The organism is Peribacillus sp. JNUCC 23 (genome assembly GCF_053653995.1).
On sequence record NZ_CM132202.1, the window covers coordinates 2,986,848 to 3,007,695 of the forward strand.

Annotated in this window: 25 protein-coding genes and 2 riboswitches; of the genes, 7 read left to right on the plus strand and 18 right to left on the minus strand. The window is 37.8% G+C overall.

Translation table 11 applies throughout. The features are described from left to right. Positions 1-9: 9 nt before the first annotated feature. Complete coding sequence (gene gcvT, locus JNUCC23_RS14395; RefSeq protein ID WP_062178068.1) at positions 10-1,119, minus strand: glycine cleavage system aminomethyltransferase GcvT; 1,110 nt, start codon at positions 1,117-1,119, stop codon at positions 10-12. A 63-nt stretch (positions 1,120-1,182) separates the two neighbouring features. Then, positions 1,183-1,269, minus strand: a riboswitch (glycine riboswitch). 3 nt (positions 1,270-1,272) lie between these two features. Then, positions 1,273-1,360, minus strand: a riboswitch (glycine riboswitch). A gap of 342 nt (positions 1,361-1,702) precedes the next feature. Here gcvT and JNUCC23_RS14400 point away from each other — a divergent pair. Continuing rightward, positions 1,703-3,388 (plus strand): DEAD/DEAH box helicase, encoded by a 1,686-nt coding sequence (locus JNUCC23_RS14400; protein ID WP_454212050.1) that lies wholly within the window; start codon positions 1,703-1,705, stop codon positions 3,386-3,388. Continuing rightward, positions 3,366-4,160, plus strand: a complete 795-nt coding sequence (locus tag JNUCC23_RS14405) for a YqhG family protein (RefSeq protein WP_454212052.1) — start codon at positions 3,366-3,368, stop codon at positions 4,158-4,160. Before JNUCC23_RS14400 ends, JNUCC23_RS14405 begins: the two co-directional genes overlap by 23 nt. A 386-nt stretch (positions 4,161-4,546) precedes the next feature. Here the strand turns inward: JNUCC23_RS14405 and JNUCC23_RS14410 are convergent, their stop codons facing one another. The 8 genes from JNUCC23_RS14410 to comGA are packed head-to-tail and all read right to left on the minus strand — an operon-like array spanning position 4,547 to position 8,756. Beyond that, on the minus strand, positions 4,547-4,723 hold the full coding sequence (locus tag JNUCC23_RS14410) for a YqzE family protein (RefSeq protein WP_082674974.1): 177 nt from the start codon (positions 4,721-4,723) through the stop codon (positions 4,547-4,549). Between the two features lie 36 nt (positions 4,724-4,759). Continuing rightward, the gene (gene comGG / locus JNUCC23_RS14415) at positions 4,760-5,164 is read right to left on the minus strand and encodes a competence type IV pilus minor pilin ComGG (RefSeq protein WP_454212054.1); all 405 of its coding nucleotides are present in this window, start codon (positions 5,162-5,164) and stop codon (positions 4,760-4,762) included. Next, a complete protein-coding gene (comGF, locus tag JNUCC23_RS14420; RefSeq protein ID WP_454212056.1) occupies positions 5,151-5,633 on the minus strand; it encodes a competence type IV pilus minor pilin ComGF in 483 nt (160 codons plus the stop codon). Before comGF ends, comGG begins: the two co-directional genes overlap by 14 nt. Further along, complete coding sequence (locus JNUCC23_RS14425) at positions 5,584-5,904, minus strand: hypothetical protein (protein ID WP_454212058.1); 321 nt, start codon at positions 5,902-5,904, stop codon at positions 5,584-5,586. The genes comGF and JNUCC23_RS14425 overlap by 50 nt, the downstream gene beginning before the upstream one ends. After that, positions 5,891-6,349, minus strand: a complete 459-nt coding sequence (gene comGD, locus JNUCC23_RS14430; RefSeq protein WP_454212060.1) for a competence type IV pilus minor pilin ComGD — start codon at positions 6,347-6,349, stop codon at positions 5,891-5,893. The genes JNUCC23_RS14425 and comGD overlap by 14 nt, the downstream gene beginning before the upstream one ends. Beyond that, positions 6,342-6,653 (minus strand): competence type IV pilus major pilin ComGC, encoded by a 312-nt coding sequence (gene comGC, locus JNUCC23_RS14435; protein ID WP_454212062.1) that lies wholly within the window; start codon positions 6,651-6,653, stop codon positions 6,342-6,344. The genes comGD and comGC overlap by 8 nt, the downstream gene beginning before the upstream one ends. Positions 6,654-6,664: 11 nt before the next feature. After that, a complete protein-coding gene (comGB, locus tag JNUCC23_RS14440) occupies positions 6,665-7,696 on the minus strand; it encodes a competence type IV pilus assembly protein ComGB (RefSeq protein WP_454212064.1) in 1,032 nt (343 codons plus the stop codon). Continuing rightward, complete coding sequence (gene comGA / locus JNUCC23_RS14445; protein ID WP_454212066.1) at positions 7,683-8,756, minus strand: competence type IV pilus ATPase ComGA; 1,074 nt, start codon at positions 8,754-8,756, stop codon at positions 7,683-7,685. The genes comGB and comGA overlap by 14 nt, the downstream gene beginning before the upstream one ends. 562 nt (positions 8,757-9,318) lie before the next feature. Between comGA and JNUCC23_RS14450 the strand changes: the two genes are divergently transcribed. Beyond that, positions 9,319-9,564 (plus strand): DUF2626 domain-containing protein, encoded by a 246-nt coding sequence (locus JNUCC23_RS14450; protein WP_062178037.1) that lies wholly within the window; start codon positions 9,319-9,321, stop codon positions 9,562-9,564. Positions 9,565-9,721: 157 nt separating this feature from the next. On the opposite strand, the gene JNUCC23_RS14455 is transcribed toward JNUCC23_RS14450, so the two are convergent. Continuing rightward, positions 9,722-10,354, minus strand: coding sequence for an MBL fold metallo-hydrolase (locus JNUCC23_RS14455; protein ID WP_062183069.1), 633 nt, complete (start codon positions 10,352-10,354; stop codon positions 9,722-9,724). 546 nt (positions 10,355-10,900) lie between these two features. On the opposite strand from JNUCC23_RS14455, the gene JNUCC23_RS14460 reads away from it, so the two are divergent. Continuing rightward, positions 10,901-11,077 (plus strand): DUF2759 domain-containing protein, encoded by a 177-nt coding sequence (locus JNUCC23_RS14460; protein ID WP_082674971.1) that lies wholly within the window; start codon positions 10,901-10,903, stop codon positions 11,075-11,077. A gap of 52 nt (positions 11,078-11,129) precedes the next feature. Here the strand turns inward: JNUCC23_RS14460 and JNUCC23_RS14465 are convergent, their stop codons facing one another. From JNUCC23_RS14465 to JNUCC23_RS14475, 3 genes are all read right to left on the minus strand, one after another. Continuing rightward, complete coding sequence (locus JNUCC23_RS14465) at positions 11,130-12,317, minus strand: YqgU-like beta propeller domain-containing protein (protein ID WP_403070105.1); 1,188 nt, start codon at positions 12,315-12,317, stop codon at positions 11,130-11,132. Between the two features lie 179 nt (positions 12,318-12,496). Beyond that, positions 12,497-13,465 (minus strand): ROK family glucokinase, encoded by a 969-nt coding sequence (locus tag JNUCC23_RS14470; RefSeq protein ID WP_403070102.1) that lies wholly within the window; start codon positions 13,463-13,465, stop codon positions 12,497-12,499. Positions 13,466-13,521: 56 nt separating this feature from the next. Then, the gene (locus tag JNUCC23_RS14475) at positions 13,522-13,713 is read right to left on the minus strand and encodes a YqgQ family protein (RefSeq protein ID WP_062178030.1); all 192 of its coding nucleotides are present in this window, start codon (positions 13,711-13,713) and stop codon (positions 13,522-13,524) included. A 351-nt stretch (positions 13,714-14,064) separates the two neighbouring features. On the opposite strand from JNUCC23_RS14475, the gene JNUCC23_RS14480 reads away from it, so the two are divergent. Further along, complete coding sequence (locus JNUCC23_RS14480) at positions 14,065-14,928, plus strand: hypothetical protein (RefSeq protein ID WP_454212070.1); 864 nt, start codon at positions 14,065-14,067, stop codon at positions 14,926-14,928. 178 nt (positions 14,929-15,106) lie between these two features. Here JNUCC23_RS14480 and JNUCC23_RS14485 read toward each other — a convergent pair whose 3' ends face one another. The 5 genes from JNUCC23_RS14485 to JNUCC23_RS14505 all read right to left on the minus strand — a co-directional run bounded on the left by JNUCC23_RS14485 (position 15,107) and on the right by JNUCC23_RS14505 (position 19,489). Then, positions 15,107-16,642, minus strand: a complete 1,536-nt coding sequence (locus JNUCC23_RS14485) for a rhomboid family intramembrane serine protease (RefSeq protein WP_403070094.1) — start codon at positions 16,640-16,642, stop codon at positions 15,107-15,109. A gap of 297 nt (positions 16,643-16,939) precedes the next feature. Beyond that, positions 16,940-17,143 carry a hypothetical protein gene (locus tag JNUCC23_RS14490; RefSeq protein ID WP_062178023.1) on the minus strand — a complete coding sequence of 68 codons (204 nt, stop codon included), beginning with the start codon at positions 17,141-17,143 and terminating at the stop codon, positions 16,940-16,942. Between the two features lie 736 nt (positions 17,144-17,879). After that, the gene (locus JNUCC23_RS14495; protein WP_403070090.1) at positions 17,880-18,449 is read right to left on the minus strand and encodes a 5-formyltetrahydrofolate cyclo-ligase; all 570 of its coding nucleotides are present in this window, start codon (positions 18,447-18,449) and stop codon (positions 17,880-17,882) included. A gap of 167 nt (positions 18,450-18,616) precedes the next feature. Then, positions 18,617-18,766: a 50S ribosomal protein L33 gene (gene rpmG, locus JNUCC23_RS14500; RefSeq protein WP_028391797.1), complete on the minus strand. Its 150-nt coding sequence runs from the start codon at positions 18,764-18,766 to the stop codon at positions 18,617-18,619. Between the two features lie 114 nt (positions 18,767-18,880). Beyond that, a complete protein-coding gene (locus JNUCC23_RS14505; RefSeq protein WP_062178018.1) occupies positions 18,881-19,489 on the minus strand; it encodes a hypothetical protein in 609 nt (202 codons plus the stop codon). Positions 19,490-20,005: 516 nt separating this feature from the next. On the opposite strand from JNUCC23_RS14505, the gene JNUCC23_RS14510 reads away from it, so the two are divergent. Beyond that, complete coding sequence (locus JNUCC23_RS14510; RefSeq protein ID WP_454212074.1) at positions 20,006-20,380, plus strand: hypothetical protein; 375 nt, start codon at positions 20,006-20,008, stop codon at positions 20,378-20,380. Further along, positions 20,377-20,844, plus strand: coding sequence for a hypothetical protein (locus tag JNUCC23_RS14515; protein ID WP_454212076.1), 468 nt, complete (start codon positions 20,377-20,379; stop codon positions 20,842-20,844). The genes JNUCC23_RS14510 and JNUCC23_RS14515 overlap by 4 nt, the downstream gene beginning before the upstream one ends. The last annotated feature ends 4 nt before the right edge of the window (positions 20,845-20,848 follow it).

Here is a 20,848-nt window from a genome sequence, read left to right on the forward strand (position 1 = left end):
TTCTCCCCCTCATCCTCTTGGTCGTTTATAAAATGGTGTCTTAGCCACTATGGCTTTCACGCGTTTGGAACGGATTTCAACTTCAACTTCTGTTCCAATTCCCGTATACTCTTTTTTCAATAAGGCAAGACCTACGTTTTTCTTCAATGTCGGCGATTGTGTCCCAGTTGTCACTTCGCCAATCAATTCAGAACCATAGTAAACAGAATAACCATGACGTGGTATGCCGCGTTCCATCATTTCGATGCCGACAAGCTTGCGCGGTGCACCATGTTCTTTTTGCTCGGCAAGAACAGACTTGCCGATGAAATCAGCCTCTTTGTCAACTTTAACCGCAAAACCAATTCCCGCTTCAATTGGCGAAATATTAGGTGTTAACTCTTGACCGTATAACGGGAGCTTCGCCTCGAACCGGAGCGTATCACGAGCACCTAGACCGATTGGTTGAACGCCTTCATCCTTACCTGCTTTGAGAATCGCTTTCCAAAGTATTTTTGCGTCTTCGTTATTACAATACACTTCAAAGCCATCTTCCCCTGTATACCCTGTGCGTGATACGACGAGAGCCGTGACTCCATTAAGTTCCATATTTTCTTTGAAAGTAAAAAAGTCAATCTCACTCAAATTTGTGTTTACAGCTAATTTCTGAAGGACTTTTTCAGCAGCTGGACCTTGAAGAGCAAGCAAAGCAACTTCATTTGAGATATTTGTCAGTTCAACATCTTTAATCAAGTGATCGTGCAGCCAATTGAAATCCTTCTCAATATTGCCAGCATTCACGACTAATAAATAGTCATTTTTCGCTTTCTTGTAAATAATTAAATCATCGACAACTCCACCATTTTCATAGCACAATGCGGCATATTGCGCATGCCCTACTTCAAGCTTGAGAATATCGTTCGTAATCATTCTTTGTAAAAAGTCCGTGCTTCCTTCACCTTTTACAACAAACTCCCCCATATGAGAGACATCGAACAAGCCTGCTTTTGTACGTACTGCTTCATGTTCTTCTTTAATGCTAGAAAATTGGACTGGTAGCTCCCAGCCACCAAAGTCAATCGTTTTACCACCATAATCTGCGTAAATAGTAAATAACGGCGTCCTTTTTAATTCAGTCATACTACGCCTCCTCACATTTTTTTGGGCATAAAAAAAGACAGAGAAGCTCCTCTTGAGCTATTTCTCTGTCCTGAAACCTGAAAGTTTACCTTTAAAAGGCTTTCCCCTTTGGTGGTCTTAAAAGCTTACGCCTTTAGACACTCTCCAGAGTTGCGTCCAACAAGGGTTCTTTTGCCTGAGAGATTCGCTGCTAAGCTTGCTCCTTCGGCGCTACAAATGTAGTCTCTCCCCCAGCCTTCATCCGCATATAATATTGTCTTTTTTGAACATACTATGTAAATAAGGGTTGAACAACTAAAACGGACTTTGCCGACTTTACACAATCTTTATTTCACAGAAAAAGAGGCTACTTTCACCAAACACCTAGAATTCTGTTACTACTATAGTAAATCAAACAGTGGAAGTCTTTCAAATAAAAATCATATTTATTAATAGAAAATTTCAAAATTTATTCGTTACGTTCATACTACCATTAATAATGCTTGAATCGCAATCATCTTTTCACAAAAAACCAAACTTTTTTTATATTTATCACCTTAATGTTCGTGTATTAGGTTTTTATATTTAGAAAGGAGCAATATTTATGCAAATTCGAATCAAATTTGACGATGAATGGTCAGAAGAATTTTTAGATAAAGTGGAGAATGATGGTCCTTGGGCGAATTGGGAGCTGTATAAACTTGCAGTTCAAGCGGAAAAGCATCTGGCCATTCCAGAATTTGAAGGACTGCAAGCACCTCATCATCTTAATCAGCTAACACCACTCCCTCATCAACTTGAAGCTGCCCGACAAGTCGTCGAGACTATGAATGGCAAAGCAATTTTGGCTGATGAAGTAGGTCTTGGAAAAACAATCGAAGCTGGCTTAATTATTAAAGAATATATGATTCGCGGTCTCGTGAAAAAAGTCCTGATTCTCGTTCCTGCTTCACTCGTTTCCCAATGGGCGTTTGAGCTAAATACAAAATTTCATATCCCCGCTGTTGTTCAGAGAAAAAGCTATGTATGGGATTCATGCGATTGTATCGTATCATCCATAGATACAGCGAAGCGTAATCCACATAGAGACATCATTTTTAAGCAAGAATACGATTTAATCATTATTGACGAGGCTCATAAATTAAAAAATAATAAAACGAAAAACTACGAATTTGTTCAAAGTTTGAAAAAGAAATTCTGCCTTCTCTTAACTGCTACACCTATTCAAAATAAGGTAGAAGAAATCTTTCATCTTGTTTCTCTTCTTAAACCTGGACATTTAGGAAATGCAGCTCTTTTTTCTGAAAAGTATAAAGGAAAAGGCCGCACCATCTATGAAGATGAACATCTTAAGGAGCTTGTTAATACGGTTATGATTCGAAACCGCCGTGCCGATACTGGAATCGAGTGGACGAAACGTCATGTTGAAACAATTATAATTAAATTCTCACCTACTGAGCAGGCTTTATATGACGCTGTAGCTGCGTTCCGATCGCAATCTGAAGGAGTGGGAAGTGCATTTTCAAGCCTAACCCTCCAAAGAGAAGCATGTAGCAGCAAAGAAGCAGTCTTTACCACTTTAAAAAACATGTCTCAAAAACATGAAAATCCTGCACCTGAATTCATAGAAAAGTTGAATAATCTCTTTGAGACAGCAAAGCAAGTTGAGCGCAATTCAAAGGCAGAGAAGACGTTGGAATTAATCCAGAAAATCAACGATAAAGTCATTATTTTCACGGAGTACCGAGCTACACAACTTTATTTGCAATGGTTTTTACAGCAAAACGGCATAAGCTCAGTACCTTTTCGTGGCGGGTTTAAGCGCGGTAAAAAAGATTGGATGAAAGAGCTTTTTCAAAATAAGATTCAAGTGCTAATTGCTACAGAAGCTGGCGGTGAAGGTATCAACTTACAATTTTGTCATCATTTAATCAATTTTGATTTACCATGGAATCCGATGCGGTTGGAGCAGCGAATTGGCAGGGTTCATCGGCTCGGTCAAACCCAAGATGTCATGATTTATAATTTCGCGACGGAAAATACAGTAGAAGAACATATCTTGAAACTTCTCTATGAAAAGATTCAGCTATTTGAAAAAGTGATTGGGGATTTAGATGATATTTTAACAAAATTAGATATCGGCAATATTGAAGATTATTTAGTGGATGTAGTAGATGGGTCAAAATCAGAAGGTGAGATGAAAATTAAAATGGATAATCTTTCTTCCATGATTCAATTCGCCCAAGATATGAAGGAGGGAAATCTTCATGCAGCAACAGGAAATTCATGATTTCTTGCTCACCTATTTCAAAGCGAATCATTGTGAAATCATAGAAAACCATTCTGCTTATTTAATGATTCAATTAACGATTGAACTCGATAAGGAATTGATGAACCGTCCCTTTTACTGGCACTACCTTGAAAAAACCGGTGGCGTTCCCAACCCATCTCAGCTTACCCTTATAACAGATCCACAACAGGCACCAGCTGACGTCAAAGGGGAACTGATCCATTTCGGATCACAACGACTACATCAGATTTTTGCATCTACGAAAAAGCTTGCCGGATTTATCCGCTTATACGAGGAGATTATCCAGCAGGACCATACGCAGAATCCTTTATATCCATGGCTTTCTATCAATGCAAAAGTTTCCTATCAAAGTGATCGCAAGAAAGATATTCTGTTGTCTGCAGGCTTAAATTTAATAACAGGAGAAATCGTCGAACAGTTTCATGAAAGGCTTTTACAAATACAAGTAACTCCAAAAATTCCAGACTACTCATTTACCTTATCGCCGCTCATCAAACCAAAAAGCGGTCTGCTCAGGCTTGACTCATATATTAGGCGAACTTTCGAAGGAGACGATCATACTTGGGCTGAAAGAGCGATCGAGCGATGGGAAGATGATTTACGGTTACTTGAAAACTTTTATCAAGACATGGAAGACAAAGCTGAGAGCTACTATACCGAAAAAGAAGCATTACAAAATCGCTATGAACCGAATATTACTATTTCTATTGTTAATGGCGGATTATTTTATTTATCCAATCAAGCGATTTAGTCTTCTAGTGCGTGTTCAAAAAAGATGATAAATAAAAAGAGCCGAGAAGTTCGAGGAGCGCATCTCGAGAGGACCGGAACGTATATAGTAATACGTGAAGGATGTGCTGACTTCTGTGTTGCGCACAGGACGTGCGCAGTTTTAACAGAAGGTCATTCAGAGCTTTGATGCAATTCGCAAGCTTTTTTACCGGACTTTGTGAACATCCTCTTCTAGAAACAAAAAGGGTCAAGACCCCAACACTCTCTAAACACTATTTATATGATGTGTACATGACACACTAAACAGTGTAAAGAGTGTGGAGTCTGACCCTATTTGGACAATCTCTCTCGTTTATCCCGGTTTAACTAACCATCAGTGGGAAAAACACTGATGGAAGTTTCATTTTATTTTCTTTTTAAAAGCATGCTAATTGCGAAAGGTACAATTCCAAACCATTGACTTAGAAATGTTGGTCTATTTTCTTTTTTATGTTTGCGTTGTTCCTTTCGAACGGTTTTTGGAACTTCAAAGTATTTTACTAGTTGCTGCGTTAAATATTTAATATAATCATTCGTAGACATAGACATCACCTACTATTTAATATGGACAAAATCAGCTTATTTATTCATATGATCGTTTAGAGTAAATACTTTTCCCCACTTTACCAACTCTCCCTCCTCTATGTCATAAAGGACATTCACTTTCCTACTCAGCCCTTGCGTGGTTAATGCAAATAATTCCAGCGAAGAATAGCGCTCTTCGCTGCTTATCATTGCATACTCAACGGTCCCATTTGGAAAATGAAGAACACCTCCATCAACATACGCATCATGAGCGACCATATTCTGTACTTCATGAGAGGCCAACAACAGAAGATGATCAAGTACTAAAACATTTTCAACATTTTTGTAAAACATTTTTTCAAGGTTGAATTTCTCTATGCTGTAAAAAGTGAACACAATCAAAATCGAGGCTACAACCATTGTGACAGGCAATACAGCCCCTTTTTCATTCTTGCACATTTTCAAATCCACTTGTCACGAAGGGTCTCAGCACCCTTGTAAACGTATTTCCTGCCAAATCTTTTACGGATATAACAATCTTATTTTCTTCCATCCTACAATGAAAGCTAGAAACGTTTTGAAGCATAATTTGATGTCCCGTACGATTCACCCGCCTTCGTAAAATATGATCATATTTTTCAATGCTTATAATATTTTCCCCTACAACCATATATATGCTGTCATTTAATATAGTCTGGCTGCTAGATTGCCAAAGTTCTCCCTTGATTTGTTGCAGAAAAATTTCCCATTCCATTTGATTGAGCCGTTTTTCCTGATAAAGTTCTTTCCCTACTACTACATAAAGCTGAACAATCATTCCAGCAATCAAAATAAAGATCGACAAGGACAGCAACATCTCAATGAGTGTGAACCCTCGATTATTCAACTGCGTCACAAACCGTTTCATATGAACCTTCTGCATTTTCATATTCAATACATCCCATTACCTTTGTCGATTCGTCTTCAATCGTCCAAGTGAAACGGTACTCGTCCGATAATTCCGGTGACAATCTTCCATCACCATCAAGATAAGCGGCCAATGTTTCATAAAGCAGGTGCAGGGCAACGGATCTAATTTTTATATTTGCACGATCAATTTTGACTTCATGGACGATAGGCAAAATCGTACTCACGATAAATAAGCAGATAACAAAAGCAATCATAGTCTCTAGAAATATATATCCGTTAGAGTTTCTCAATTTTCATCCTTCCTGCCCCTAAATAAATGGTGAGTTTATTTACTGAATTTTTCGTCCGAATCAACCAAGTACCTGACATTTTAGGTACTCCTTCTTGGTAAAAGGTAATTTCCAAATTCAGACTCCCTTTATCAATTTTTATGTCATTTGGAATCGATCGTTGAACAAGTATTTTCTCTTTAAAATCGGTGAATCCATAGTATTTTTTGTTTTTCGTATCAATCGAAAAAATCGTCTTCATATTATGAGTCATTGCATAATGCTGTATATAATGCAAATCATCAATCATTTGATCCATAAAGAGCTGTTTCTCCATGCTTTTTGAAAAGCCTGGTAGAAAGCCGACACTTAGAGAAACAATTAACATAAAAATAGACAGAACAAGCAACATCTCAGAAAGTGTATAGCCTTGTTCGTCACTAGTAATTGTCATCTCATTATTCATCCTGACTCTCCTTCACTAAGCTGACTTCTCCATCTGCGCTCAGAATAATATCTCCTTCCTTCTGGCAGTAGGTTTCTTTAAGATATTCCTTATCTTTCAATTCAGCTAGGCTCTCTGGTAATGCATGATGATCGATTTGATAAGCCTGTACTTGACTTTGAGCCATTTTCACATAGGCATCACAACCCTTTGACTGAATTGAATTTTGGTTTTTCAAAATGTTAGGGATCGTAATAATTAACAGGATAGAAATGACAAACAAAACAATGAGCATTTCAATGAGTGTAAACCCTTTTTCATTCATTTTTTTCCTCCTTAAAGTCCTTTCATAAGCGAAAACATTGGTAACAGAACAGCCAAATAAATGGAAACAATCACAAGACCAATTAGCGAAAATAAGGCTGGCTGAATAATCTGCATCATAAACTTCATCTTCTCTTCGGCTTGATCCAAAATAAAACGGCTATACATATATAATTCTTGCTCAAGCCTTCCCGATTTCTGACCGTTTGCGGTAATGACACTTAACCTTTTCTCGAAATAGGGCAGATCTCGAAATATGGCGTCAAGCGGCTTCCCTTCCGTTAATTCATTTCTTATTAATTGACAAACATCATGATAAAACGGCTGAACTCCACTCTTTTCGAATAGGGTAATACTTTCGTTAATAGATAATCCTCCTACTAAAAGGCCGCTTAATTGGCTTGCAAAAAAGTGGGTTTCGTACAATTTTATAAAGGTGCCAAGGAGGGGGATTCTTAAAAGCAAGCTTTGGCGTTTAAAAGGCGAGAGTTTCTTCAAATAAAATGAGTGAAGCAGCAGATATACGATAATCGCAAAAACGAGGAGGTAAGGAAGCAAATCCAATAAAGTTACAAATAAAACAATGATTTGTAATAACAACGTTTCTTCAGCATTCATCGTTTGAAAGAGAGCTTGAATTTTAGGTAGAAGCACGGTTTTCATCATATAAAATACAATTGTTACAAAGAAAATGAGGAAAAGAGGATACAGAAAGATCTTTTTTAATTTCTCAATGTCATCATTTCTTTGCCCCCAATACAGTCCTGCTTCCTGAAGTGCTTTAGGTAGGTTGCCGTATGCTTCTGAAAAGTAAATAAAGTGGACCAATTGAGGATGAAAATTCAGCATAGTTAAGACGCTATGAAAAGGATTTCCGCTTCGTAGCTCTGAAATCGAACGTTGTAAATCCGCTTCTTTCTTTTTAGTATGCTGAAGCATAAGAAATCGGATGGCCTCGGCAAGCGGGTAGCCAAATTCTAAAAGCTCTCCTAATTTGAGAAGAAATTGTGATTGCTCCTTCATATTCCAATTACTTCGTTTCATGTTCATACACCAATCTTGTAAATTCCTCTTGATTTACATACCCAAATGCAACTGCTTTGCCGATTTCATTCCTTAATTTTCGATAATATACGTCATTCCCTTCACCTTTGGCCGATTGCAATACTGCTGACAACTCTTTACCTGTAATAAGTTCGTATGCACTTGCTCGTTTTCTTCTCTTTTTAATACCACACTCGCCATCACATTCATTTCTCTTGCAGATTGGACACTGAAGTTCTAGCAATCTTTGAGCCGTCACAGCTAGTAAGGTTTGTTGAATTTCAATCCAACTGATTCCAAATTCGAGCAACCGGTATACGGCACCTTGGGCATCCCTTGTATGCATCGTTGTGAGTATGAGATGCCCCGTCATGGCCGCTCTCACAGCGATTTCCGCCGTTTCTACATCACGAATTTCTCCTACCATAATCACATCGGGATCGTGTCGCAAAATGGCTTTTAAGCCTACTGAATACGTAATACCTGCTTTTTCATTAATTTGGACTTGAAGGACTTGTTCTGATTCGTTTTCAATGGGGTCTTCTAAGGTGATAACATTGCGGTTAATCATGTCTTTTGCGTGGTGAAGCAACGAGTATAAGGTAGTGGTTTTTCCGCTTCCGGTCGGTCCGGTTAGGATCAGTAATCCGTGAGAGTGTTTTAACAGAGCTGATAGTTTATCCGCTGTATTCTTAAAAATGGAAAGCTGTTCGACGGGAAGAATATTTTGCTTAGGAATGAGACGAATCACAAGGCTTTCGGAAAAAGTGGTGGGTAGCGTAGATAATCTTAGACCAATAATTTTGTTGTCCAACTCAAGGGTAATGGCTCCGCTTTGCGGCCGTCTTTTTTCACCAATGTCCATCGAAGCAAGAAATTTCAAATGAGAAATGAGGCGATCACTTTCGTCTTTCGTTAACACTTCCTGAGGATGTAGCTTACTTTCAATGCGGAACTGGATGAGAGGACCATCTTTTCTAGGAACGATATGAATATCAGATGCTCCTAGACGGACAGCGCGCGAAAGGATATCGTCAGCTGTCTTTTCAATCGATTTCACTTACAATTCACCTCCTATTTTGGTTAATTATACATTTCGACGCCTTTTGGCAAAATCCTTCAAAAAAAAATAAAATTATTTAAAATATTTTTTTGAAGGAAAAATAGGATGACCGTCCATAATAATGCTACGAATATTTTTCTAACTGGCTTTAGATTATTGGGCTTGTTTAGATTACATGACTTGCTGATTCTTTCACTGCCATAAGAATTTCCATATATAATAATGGGCATAGTAAATAAGACTTAAAGTGCGTGTTCAAAAGGGTTAAATAGAGCCAAGATGTTCTGCGAGCGCATATCGGGAACCTTTCGCGTATGCAGTAACGTTGAGTACCGGACTTGCACAGGACGTGCGCGATTTTAACAGACGGTCAAAACTGCGCTTGGATACAATTCGCAAGCTTTTTTACCGGAATTTTTGAACAACCTCTATCTGTTTTAAAGCTTATCACCCTGTACATATTTGGTATTGCTTACAAACTAGACTTTACAGTTCGTGAGCAACTATTCTATAATTACGTTAGATGTAACCATCAATGGGAATTAAAGGGGGTATTAGAGTGGATCGTATGTATCGCGTTCTAGGTTTTTGGACAGCCATTATGGCAATCTTTTTCTACCTTGGAGACATGTATGCATTATCTTTACTTTTCTTCGGGCAAACTGGTTTTTTTGTACTTTTAAGTTATCTTCGTCTTTCAGAGCGTATGTATATCTATGTGTTTGGCGCTTATTTAACCGTTTTCTTTGTCGGATACAGCTACTACACAGTATTTTTACTGCCTGCGGGCGGGGCAGCGCATTAATTGCTACATAGTAAAAGGGGCTAAGGAGAGGGGCTGACCTCACACTCTATACACCGTTTATAATGTCATTCACACGACAAGGAAACGATCTATAGTAGATGTGGGGTCTGTGACCCTTTCTTTTTTTTGGAAACCCTCTTTTTTCATATTTTTTATCTTAAAATCCATTCAGAAACGGATTTTGATCCATTTCATCGGCAATGTTCGTAATCGGACCATGTCCAGGTAAGACAATCGTATCTTCTGGCAAAGTTAATAGCTTATCGTGAATGCTTTTCAGCAATTGCTGTTCATTGCCACCTCTTAAATCTGTGCGGCCTACACTTTGTTGGAAAAGTACATCACCTGCGAAAATCATACCTTCATCTCGTAAATAATAGGAAACACTTCCTGGTGAATGTCCTGGAGTTTCCAATACAATAAAATGGAATTCGCCAAGCACCAAGTCAAATTCTGTTGTAATCATTTGATCTGCAGGCTTTATTTCGATTGGGTTCCCTGGAGTAAATGATTTTGAGCCATTTAGATCTGCATCTGCAAGCCACTTTGCTTCCTTTTCATGTAAGTATACGGGAATCTGGTAATAATCTCGAATAACATCCACGGCTCCGATATGGTCAAAATGAGCGTGTGTTAATAAAATCGCTATGGGCTGCCACCTTTTAGTCTGAATATACTGAATTAATTTATTACCTTCTCCGCCTGGATCGACAATTACACACTTTTCTGCTTTCTCCATGACGTAGCAATTTGTTTGTAACGGTCCTAAAGGAATCTGGTTCCACTTCAATATCTTCCACTCCTATTCTAATTGCAAAACGTTTTATGATCATTTTACACAACTTATAAGACATGATGTTTCATATTAGATTCGCGAGAAACATATGACGATTTAAACCTATCATTTTTGAAAAAATAAAACCATTCATTTAACTTACAAAAAGAATGTGGCGTAATAACGCCATCATTTACCATGAAGCATCAATCTAATTACAAAACCTGAATGGTGTTAAGACGCCACCAGTTATTATGAAGGATAGTTCATTAAACACGCTACACTCGCCTAATCACAATGGTGGCGGTGCGGAGCCGGAATTTCGGACGCTTTCTTGATTATCTAAATATACTTGCTAAGTAAATTGGTTATAAAAGTAAGTCGCGTAGACCCGTCCCCATGTCCTTCATAAAAAAAGGTTCATTTTTAAACCTCGACAAACATCCAAAAAAACATTAAAATGTTAATATATGCAATCAAAATTACATATTCTAAAGTTCGTTATCAAATCTTTGGGTACAGTATAAGTAAGCAAAGATTGAGAACAAAGGGGGCAAAAACATGGGATTAGTAATTATTTTCGCTCTAGTCGCAATATTAGGACTAGCTGCTACACTACGTGCATTTAAAGATAAAAACATTCTAGCGATTTTGTTTGCTGGAGGAAGTACAGTTGTATTTGGCTGGTTTGCCATTATGACTGTCATTAACAACGGCTTTCCAACACTAGTACACTGATTACTTAAAGCGGTAAAAATAAAGAGGCTGCCAATCGGCTGCCTCTTTATTTTTAGCTAATTTCAAATAAATTTTTCACTGTTTTATTTTTCAAGTTAATAATTTTTTCAAATTGATTCCCATAAAGGCACCAAATACCGTTCGGCGAACAGCTTAATGGTTCGTTTTCCGCTTTCGTAAGAATCACTTCTTCTTTTCCAGTCTTCCAGTTGAATACGTGTAAGGAAAATCCCCCAGCATATTGACCAACATTCGCCGCTTTTTCTGGTATGAAAGAGATAAATTGAGAAGTTTCTTCTCTCATGTCGAAGTAAGGGATCAGCCAACTTGAATAGTTTTTTAAATGTAGTGCTGAAAAACTTGTAATAAGTTTGTTTTTATCAGTAAAAAAGCTATAAGTAGCTTTATCATAGTTCTCGCTTTGATCTTGAATCGTCATTAATGTATGCTCTGTTCGAGTAAAGTAAATAACGTCAAGCATCATACTTTCCCGCTGATTTGAACGAAGATTCTTTTTCATAAGTGGGGCTTTTAAATTAGGCTCATCTTCATCCCAGTCTAGATACAGCAGGTCTTCCTTACTTCCCCACTTCACAAAGGGCTGTGGAAATTCTATCATTTCAATCTTTTGTTCTTTCGTATTTACGATGTATGTTCGATATGACCAATCTTCAAAAAAACTAGAAAGAAACAACACACCTTGGTCATGTATATTCCATTCATAAGCTAACTCAATTGATGGAACAGAAGCAGAAAAAGCCATCGTGCCATCATGGTTTAAAACTTCAATCACTGCTTCATTAGCCAATGGAGCTAAATGAACGAGCACGTACGATCGATCTGGACTAATACTGACATCCACAATATCTTCGGTTGGTTGATAAAAAACGCTTTTTTTCTGCGTCTGAAAATTCCAGCTCATCACCTGTAATTGGTTATTTTTACCGAGTTTTTCCGAATAAATAATGGTGGAGGAATCCAACCAGCCATACACTTGTACAATCTGTTCGTGTTTGTCGATTAGAAATTCAGGTAGCTCATACTTGTCTTCAACGACAACGGGGTTTTCTAATTCTTTTTCTGGTTTCAGTGTTTCTTCATTCTTCGTGGCCTCACAAGCCGTTAGGAGAAGGAATATGGAGATGGTACATAATACAAAACAATTGTTTAACCGAATTGCCGGTAGTCCCGGTCGCAGCAATAGATGAACTACTGCCCTAAAAAATTTTTCAACCCCCACACCTCCTTTTTTACTAATGCTTTAGATATTCATTATAAAACAAAAAATCAACGAAAGCCCCCAAAAACTGTCACAAAATATTTTTTTATTATCATACATGACAAAAAGAATGCCCCATAACGAAAGGGTCAACCCCTTTCTTGGAACATCCTCTCATTGTGATGATTTATCAAGATCCATTAATTAGCGAAATGTTTTTTCACAAGCCATGCAGCTCCAATGACTCCTGCATCATTTCCGAGTGTAGCCATGCTAATTGTTGTTGATTTGCGAACCCGCTTAAATGCGTAGAATTCAAAATACTCCCGAACTGGTTTAAGCAGTAAATCACCCGCTTTAGAGACCCCTCCGCCAATTACGATTTTTTCCGGATTCAAGATATTACCTGCCTGTGCTAAAGCAAGGCCTAAGTACTTGCTAACTTGTTGAATAACCTTTAGAGATATAGCATCTCCTTCTTCTGCACATGTGAATAGTAGTTTCGATGATAAGCTTTCCCCACCATCTATTTTTTCTTGGAGCAAGGAAGGTTCGTTTGTTTTTTCCAGAGCTTCTTTTGCCAAACGAACGATTCCTGTCGCGGAAGCTACCGTTTCAAGACAGCCGGTTTTGCCGCAGTTACAAGGAGCACCTGCGTCTGTTACGACTGTGATGTGACCTAATTCTCCACCCGCACCGCTTACCCCATGAACCATTAATCCGTTAGCAATGACCCCGCCACCGACTCCAGTTCCAAGCGTCACGCAAACGATATCCTTTGCCCCATTTCCTGCACCCTTCCACATTTCTCCAAGTGCCGCTATATTCGCGTCATTATCAATGACAGCTGGTAGTAAAGTTTCCGTTTCCAGTAAATCCTTTAACGGATAGTTGTTCCAGCCAAGATTAATAGCTTCATAGATTGAACCATTTACAGCATTTACAGGGCCTGGTGCCCCCATTCCGACCCCAAGCAACTTACTTTTAGACTCTCCTAATTCCGCCAATTTATCATCAATCGCTTTGGCAATATTGGTGGTGATGCGCTGACCATTATCTGAAATATCAGTGGCAATTTCCCATTTATGAAGAATTTCACCGTACATATTAATAATTGCGAGCTTCGTTGTGGTTCCACCCAAATCTACGCCCATTAGCCATTTATCCATTTATGTCACCTTCTACTTTTTTATTGAATGTTTATATACATCAACCCGATTACTTCTCATTCCGAAGCCTGAATCTCTTGTCTTAACAACAAAATAGCCATCTGGAATTCTTTAGTGTCCATTATACCTAACTTGTAAATTTCTCGAATCTCTACTTCCATCAGTTCAAGATCTGCGATTCTGTCACCTGTATAGATGAACGTTCCAAATCTTCTTAAGTATGTTTTAATATCATAAATTGTTTTCATGAATGTCCCTTTCCTAAAGTTGCTTTACTTAATTTATATTCTAGTAAAAGTATAGCGAATACATGATTAACCGACAAGTGAAAGCGTTTTTTTGCAAAAAAACGGGGCGGGGCTTCGCGAAATCAGCTCCGCACCGCCACCTTCATAAGGTGATACAGTTTATAAAACCTGTGAACCTTTTTATCCCGGTTTAACAGGCTGTCCCCCCCACTAATGGGAGTTTCACTTTATCGATAGGCTTTAGAGCAGGAGCTCATGAATGTTTTATCTATTTGCAAAACAAAATATATTTTCATAGTTGTCCATCTTCATTCATAAGATAGAGTACCGTGATTTTTTTGGAGGTGCATGATGAAAATCGAATGGAAGCATACAGCCATTATATTAGTAACTGCTCTATTAGCTGCATTTTTTACCTTCGGATCAAAATCTGTCGAAGATACCATTATTTTTTTCCCGATAGACCCTGACCTCCGCTTTACTACAGCTGATACGAATTTACGTGCAAAGCAAAAAGGTACGTCACACTATCAAGTAAACTGGAAAGTCGAATCCACCTTAGCTCAGCCGGTTTATTTACGCCAAGATATTTCTTTATTATTTAGAAACGGCCGATTACTAGGACTTATAAAGGATTGGAAACAAGATCAAGCAAATTTATTACATACAAAATCTTTTTCTGAAAAAGAAAGTGGTCTCTTCGAAAGCGTCAGCTTCCATTATGGGGAAGTGCATCCGAAAGAAAACACCTATACAAGTGTGCAAAAAATGAGTAAAGATCATCTTTATGCAATCCTCTCTCTCCAAAAGGACTTTCAAACATTTCACGATCCGATCAATAATGAGCAAAAAAAATGGCAGCATACACTTGACAAGTACACAAGGTCTATTGTAGATACAGCTTATACAGACGCCCTGAAGCAATTCGGCATCCTAGAAAATCATTACACCGCATTACCGTTAACGGATTTGCCAAACAGGACCGATGAACTACTTAAAAGTTTTCCATCGGCACAGAGAGAAGAAATAATCGGAAAACTTTGGGAAGGGTTATATAAAAATTATCTTTTGGGAATACAAAAAGAAGACGGAAGCATCCTAAATCCAATTGGAAGTACTATCCCAATTGTACTTGTTGCAAAAAATCAAACGGAGCTTCTCATTCTATTGCAAACTAGCGACGGAACACCTATAGTGCTTCGGCAAAGTATATAAAAGTTATTTCTAAAGCACTCGCACGAAGAAAAATATTTATTCTTCATGCGAGGCTTTTTTCAAAGGTTAGCTTTAGTCAACTGTCTAAATCATTTATATACCCCACGTATTAATTGGTACGCAAAGGCTATAGAACATTTATTCCTAACCCCCTTATTATTTGCAAGATAGTGATACTTTATGGTGTTTCATTCAACTGATTCAATATTTTTTGATATTCTTCTTGATCTGGAGAAAGATCAACCGCTTTTTGAAACTGGCTCTTCGCTTCTTCCACCCGATGCAGCTTATAATAGCATAAGCCTAAATTGTAATGAGCTTCATGAAATTCCGGATTTTGTATTACGGACTCTTCGTAATTCATTGATGCATCTTGATAATTACCACGCTCAAATTCAATATTTCCTAATACAAATGAAGAAAACGGATGAGTTTCCATTTTATCAATACTAGTCGTTAACAGTTCGTATGCTTTATCACTATCTCCAGCAGTCATATATTCTTGGGCCAAACTCCCTGTCGTTTCATCAAAGTATACAGATTGATTCCTATCACTATAGGCGTATTGAAGCAATCCAAAGGTAAGGATAATCGTAGCACCCGCAAATAATAGTTGTTTAATGTTTGGTTTATGTTTAGGGAGATGGACGATACCAGCAGCCAAGAAGCCGCCGACCAACCCACCAATATGCCCGGCATTATCAATTCCTGACACTGAAAAGCCATAGCCTAAATTGATTGCAATCAAAATAATAATATTCATGCCCATCGTTCTAAAAAATAATTTCGGGTATATGATGCCAAAATAGAGTAAAGCACCAAAACAGCCAAAAATAGCGCCACTCGCTCCCGCAGAAACGGACGGCGTAATAATCAAACTGGCTAATGATCCACCAAAGCCAGCTACCAGATAAATGATTAAAAATCGGATATTTCCATAAAGCCGTTCAACTTCCGTTCCAATAAAATAGAGAGATAGGGAATTCATCAATAAATGCATAAAGCCAATATGTACAACAATTGGTGTAAAAAAGCGCCACCATTCTCCGGACAGAATATAAGGCGAATATTTAGCTCCGTAATCCACTAGTGTTTTTGTATTCGTACTTCCACCATTCATTTCCATTAATAAAAAGATGATAATCTGCATCGTCATAAAAATATATGTAAATAGAGGTTTCCCTCTTTGGAATAGCTGTTGTTCTTCCTTTGCTTGTTGAACAGAACCCGCTAGAGCAACTTGTTTTACCTTGCTAATCTTTTGTTCGTCGATTTCCTCATCAGGTGGAAATTCAATGGAAAGAGACTTAGTAAACATTGTTTCAAGCTCATTTATTCTGTCAGTATAGGCAGCTGTACTTACGATTTGTGAAGTGACTGTCGTTTTGTTTGCCATCCTTTTCTTGTCAATAAATTCATATTCATCTACAGGTTCAAACTCTGTAATATACACATTCAAAACATCCAAAGGCTTTTTAATAAGTTTTTTCCTTATTTGTTCGCCAATTAGAGTGGCTCTGTCAATATCACGCTTTAACCAATTCGCCCAATCAAGATCATGACGAATGATTCTAACAACAGGAAATGCCTTGTCTCTCTCTGTTTCAAGCCAGATTTCTTGATGATCGTCAGATATCGTAACCATTCGATAATGATATTGAACTGTAAGCTGTTTAATAATCGACCAATATAGATAATCCTCCTTAAATGCCAATACTTTCCCCACTTTCTTATTGCTAATTTATGTATTCTTGCTTACCCTTTCTCTTCACTATAGTAGATTTAATTGTAATTGTACAAACAAACGTACATGAATTGTTTCGTTTTTTTGTTATTCAAAAACAAGAGCCTTGCTCAATCTATAGGCATTGAAAAATATAGATTCGCATTAAATTGATTGGCTCTACTCTCGAAAAAATTGCTGTTCATAACGTTCTTCTTAACTCCTAAAAAGGGGCCGATCCCCACTCCTATAAGCTTAGGAGATACAGAATCAGACCCAAAACCTGCCTTACGAATAATTAGTACCATTTCCCCCACTAAAGAGGCCTTGCAACATCTTCTCACGTACAGCACGTGATCCAAATGTTCCCGAAACTAGCAATTTACGCAAAAAGGAATTGGCTAAGATCAGATTCATCAAGCGATAACGACAATGATATCCAAAATACACTACCATGCCAATCATCATTATTTTCATTATTGTTCGAAGCATATCCATCCCTCCTATCCCTAGTGTGGCGAAATCAAGAATTTTTATCCCGGTTTAACAAGCTGTAATACCCCCACCTCAATTTTCCCGAGAAAAACAAACAATAAATAGGTGGGGATAAACAGCCTGTAAATCCCCGATTGGTGAGATACAGTGGGACTACCGCTGTGCTCTTCGGCGGTTTAGTTGAACCAATCGGGTTTTCGTCCTGTCGATTGATCGAAGCGAAAGAGAAGGTCTTAGCGACAGTAGAACGGGACTAACCATCAGTTGGAGATGAAGAAAACCCCCACTGATGAAAGTTTCACTTTATCCCACTCTTGACGAGTAGTAAGACTCCCTCTTAGAATTCTGAGTAAACAAAAGAAGATAGAGGTAGGAGGATATCAACTGCCCCTAAAGGTCTGATTGGTGAGAGACAATGAAACGCACTGCTATGCTTTTCAGCAGTTTAGTTCATTAAATCGGGTTCGTACTGTCGATTAATCTAGGTTTCATTTTATGTGCGTGTTCAAAAAGAAGGTTAAAAAGAGCCGAGAAGTTCTGCGAGCGCATCTCGACAACCTTTCAAATATGTAGGAATACGCGAGAACCAGACTTTCACAGGATGTGCTGACTTCTGTGTGGCTCGTCATGACGTGCGCGACTTTAACAGAAGGTCAAAAATACGCTTTGATGCAATTCGCAAGCTTTTTTACCGGATTTTTGAACATCCTCTTTATATTCATAAGAAAAAGTATTAATTCTCGGCGCTATATACATGATTTGGTGTAATAATTTTTGAAACGGGGATATCATGACATTCGATAGGCAAGTATTCCATTAACTGAAGTTCGAATGCAAGTGACAGTAGCTTGCCTTTATAATCGGAAAGAAAACGGTCATAGTATCCGCCACCAAAGCCCAATCGGTACCCTTTTCTTGTAAACGCTAAACCCGGTACGATCAGTAAAGAGAGGTCTTCCTTAGTTGCCTGCTCCGTCGCCAATACGGGCTCCTGTAAGCCAAAATAAACCGTCTCTAATTCCGAGAAGCTGGTTATGTACCTGAAATCCAATTCTTTACTACTTGGCTTACATTTCGGAACCGCTACGCGTTTTCCTTCGAGCCAAGCTTGTTCGATAATAAATTTTGTTTCAGGCTCCGGATGAACCGCTACAGTAATACCAATCGTTTCTACCTGCTTCCATTCTTTTAGCGCGAACACTTTCTGTGCAATTTCACGCGAAAGCTGGGTATGCTCAATCGTAGACAAACTTGATAATCTCCGTTTCATTTCTTCACGAATTTTCCGCTTATTATCTGTCATGTAGAATACCGCCTTTCTTATGCTTTAACATGTAATCACTTAACTTAAATGAAAAGATCATTAGTTAAATTTCAATTATTCAGTTATTTTAACTCTTATTGTACTACGTTTAGTATAACTCCAACCATTTTTCTACAAAAAAAAACAACAGGAGAAAACCCTGTTGCTTACTTTGTTTCACGGTGTGTAGTTGAACGTTTTTCTCTTGAGCAGTATTTTTTAAGCTCAAGACGATCTGGATTATTACGTTTATTTTTTTTAGAAATATAGTTACGATCTCCACATTCAGTGCAAGCTAATGTAATATTCACGCGCATGTGTATTTCCCTCCAAACATATTGACGTTTTCACATAGGACTTTTCTATAATAGCATTTTTTCTATACAAATGCTAGTCTGTTTTTTGAGAAATATCATCATAAAATACTTCTATTAATGAGGCAGAGCAGAAAGTAATTGATCATGCATGAACAAGGCTTCCTCTTTGGTGTTTGTATGGATGACCCAAGCGACTGCTTCAATACACTCATCAGGTTGAATTTCCGGTTCTAAGGAAAAAATGCTGCTCACTTCTCCTTTTGCGAGCGGTGAATAGGAAAGTATTCCTTCTTTAAGCGATTTAAAGCAGCCATACTGATACAAGCTCCCTTTTCCTTGAATACAATATTGCGAAATCCCCTTGCCTTTTACTACCCCACCAAGCAAGGAGATTGATTTTTTGCCAATGTGTAAAATTGCCTTCTCTCCTGGGCAATAAAAGGCAACATTTTGAGGATCACGCATGTTTTCATAATGAAAGACCATTTTAGGTGATTTTAAAAAAGCAGATGTATTTTTAATCGTGCATCTCACAAATGATATATGTTGTTTTGAAAAAGATTGAATGAGAGAACGCATTTGTCCCCCTGTATTAACAGCCATTTCTTCCTCAGAATACCAGTCAAATTCTCCATCAATCCATATTCCAGCCTTTAATTGTTTCCGGAAGCCATGTGACTCAGATCCCTTGGGTAATGTTTCGTAAGCTGATAAAGTGTTCATCATGATTCTCCCCTTTTCATTTAATGTAAGCGCTTCAATATATTGGTATTTAAGTAAGACCTACAACCTTCGAGCTGTGTGTCTGTTTAATAGTTAGAATAGTCAGTTTTTTATTACTCTAATCGTAGCACTGAATAGCATTCCATACAATAAACGCATTTTGTCGAATTTCACAACTCCTTTTCCTTCTAGGTAAATTAGTCAAAAAATATTTTCTAAAACGTATTTATTAGATCTTTCCATTTAAATTCGACAACGTTTCAGTAACTGATTAGACAAATACCGGTTTATTTTTTATAATTATGCTCATTGTTCCAGAAACTTACCCAATTTTGCAAAAAAGTGTGGTAAATTAAGAATTGTGACCGAACGACTAAATAGCTAAATGCCTTTATCTTAGCCGTCTTTGATTCGCATCCTTAGTTCAAACGTACTTGTCTACTTTCACTCGAAGCGACGGTATCAAGGGGTTTAAATGATCAGAAAGACCCAATTAAAAAATGCAGAGGTGAACGTATGGAATATCTACTAATTGGTCTTTTGGTATTTTCCAGTATTCTTTTACTAATTTCCTTCTTCACAAAAGATCATGTAAAACTTGAAGAAGAAATAGAGCAAATGACCATTACGCATATGCAAGAAATGTATCAAATTAAAAAGAAAATCAAAATATTAGAAGAAGAACTACTTATTCAAGAAAACCCTCCATCGTATACAGTACATAAACCAAACAACGCTGCTTCACAGATCAATGAAATTCTTAAAAGCCAAGTGCTCTCACTGTATCAACAAGGGATATCACTTGAGCAAATTGCCAAACAATCTACCTTATCGATGGATACGGTCATCACAGTTATTGAAGATGCAACAAAAGCGAGGATCAAAACATGAATAAATCGACAATTCGAGCATTTGCAGCAGGAATCATATTCACGTCTGCTCTTGTTGGTGGCTATTCATATGTATTTCCTATTGAAAAGAAAGCCTCTTTAACCCTTGAAGAAGCGAAAGTGATGCTGGAACATAACGGATACAAAATCCAATCTGCTGAAACTAGCAAAAAAGAGGCTACAAGCAAGCAGCAGGCCAGTGAAACCATTTCTGATGCTAAGAAACGAGCGATACCTATACAAGCTGAGAAGCCATCTGCTGTTTCTTATACGTTAACTGTGGAATCTGGGATGACACCTGAGAAAATAGCAGAGGTTCTTGAAAACGAGGGCATTTTCGAAAATGGTATAGTGTTTCTCCAATACTTGAAAGAAAATCAATTAATCAAGCGCATTCAGATTGGACAATATACATTTACACCTAATATGGAACTTACCGAAATTGTTAAAATGCTGACTGAATAATGAA

What these genes read in the sequence shown, in the direction of transcription:
- JNUCC23_RS14510 (WP_454212074.1), top strand. Translation starts at nt 20,006, where the DNA reads ATGGAATATCTACTAATTGGTCTTTTGGTATTTTCCAGTATTCTTTTA.
- rpmG (WP_028391797.1), bottom strand. Translation starts at nt 18,766, where the DNA reads ATGCGCGTGAATATTACATTAGCTTGCACTGAATGTGGAGATCGTAAC.
- comGD (WP_454212060.1), bottom strand. Translation starts at nt 6,349, where the DNA reads ATGAATAATGAGATGACAATTACTAGTGACGAACAAGGCTATACACTT.
- gcvT (WP_062178068.1), bottom strand. Translation starts at nt 1,119, where the DNA reads ATGACTGAATTAAAAAGGACGCCGTTATTTACTATTTACGCAGATTAT.
- JNUCC23_RS14460 (WP_082674971.1), top strand. Translation starts at nt 10,901, where the DNA reads ATGGGATTAGTAATTATTTTCGCTCTAGTCGCAATATTAGGACTAGCT.
- JNUCC23_RS14515 (WP_454212076.1), top strand. Translation starts at nt 20,377, where the DNA reads ATGAATAAATCGACAATTCGAGCATTTGCAGCAGGAATCATATTCACG.
- comGG (WP_454212054.1), bottom strand. Translation starts at nt 5,164, where the DNA reads ATGTGCAAGAATGAAAAAGGGGCTGTATTGCCTGTCACAATGGTTGTA.
- JNUCC23_RS14505 (WP_062178018.1), bottom strand. Translation starts at nt 19,489, where the DNA reads ATGAACACTTTATCAGCTTACGAAACATTACCCAAGGGATCTGAGTCA.
- JNUCC23_RS14400 (WP_454212050.1), top strand. Translation starts at nt 1,703, where the DNA reads ATGCAAATTCGAATCAAATTTGACGATGAATGGTCAGAAGAATTTTTA.
- JNUCC23_RS14405 (WP_454212052.1), top strand. Translation starts at nt 3,366, where the DNA reads ATGCAGCAACAGGAAATTCATGATTTCTTGCTCACCTATTTCAAAGCG.
- JNUCC23_RS14480 (WP_454212070.1), top strand. Translation starts at nt 14,065, where the DNA reads ATGAAAATCGAATGGAAGCATACAGCCATTATATTAGTAACTGCTCTA.
- comGF (WP_454212056.1), bottom strand. Translation starts at nt 5,633, where the DNA reads ATGAAAATGCAGAAGGTTCATATGAAACGGTTTGTGACGCAGTTGAAT.
- JNUCC23_RS14410 (WP_082674974.1), bottom strand. Translation starts at nt 4,723, where the DNA reads ATGTCTACGAATGATTATATTAAATATTTAACGCAGCAACTAGTAAAA.
- JNUCC23_RS14495 (WP_403070090.1), bottom strand. Translation starts at nt 18,449, where the DNA reads ATGACAGATAATAAGCGGAAAATTCGTGAAGAAATGAAACGGAGATTA.
- comGC (WP_454212062.1), bottom strand. Translation starts at nt 6,653, where the DNA reads ATGAATGAAAAAGGGTTTACACTCATTGAAATGCTCATTGTTTTGTTT.
- comGB (WP_454212064.1), bottom strand. Translation starts at nt 7,696, where the DNA reads ATGAAACGAAGTAATTGGAATATGAAGGAGCAATCACAATTTCTTCTC.
- JNUCC23_RS14470 (WP_403070102.1), bottom strand. Translation starts at nt 13,465, where the DNA reads ATGGATAAATGGCTAATGGGCGTAGATTTGGGTGGAACCACAACGAAG.
- JNUCC23_RS14475 (WP_062178030.1), bottom strand. Translation starts at nt 13,713, where the DNA reads ATGAAAACAATTTATGATATTAAAACATACTTAAGAAGATTTGGAACG.
- JNUCC23_RS14490 (WP_062178023.1), bottom strand. Translation starts at nt 17,143, where the DNA reads ATGCTTCGAACAATAATGAAAATAATGATGATTGGCATGGTAGTGTAT.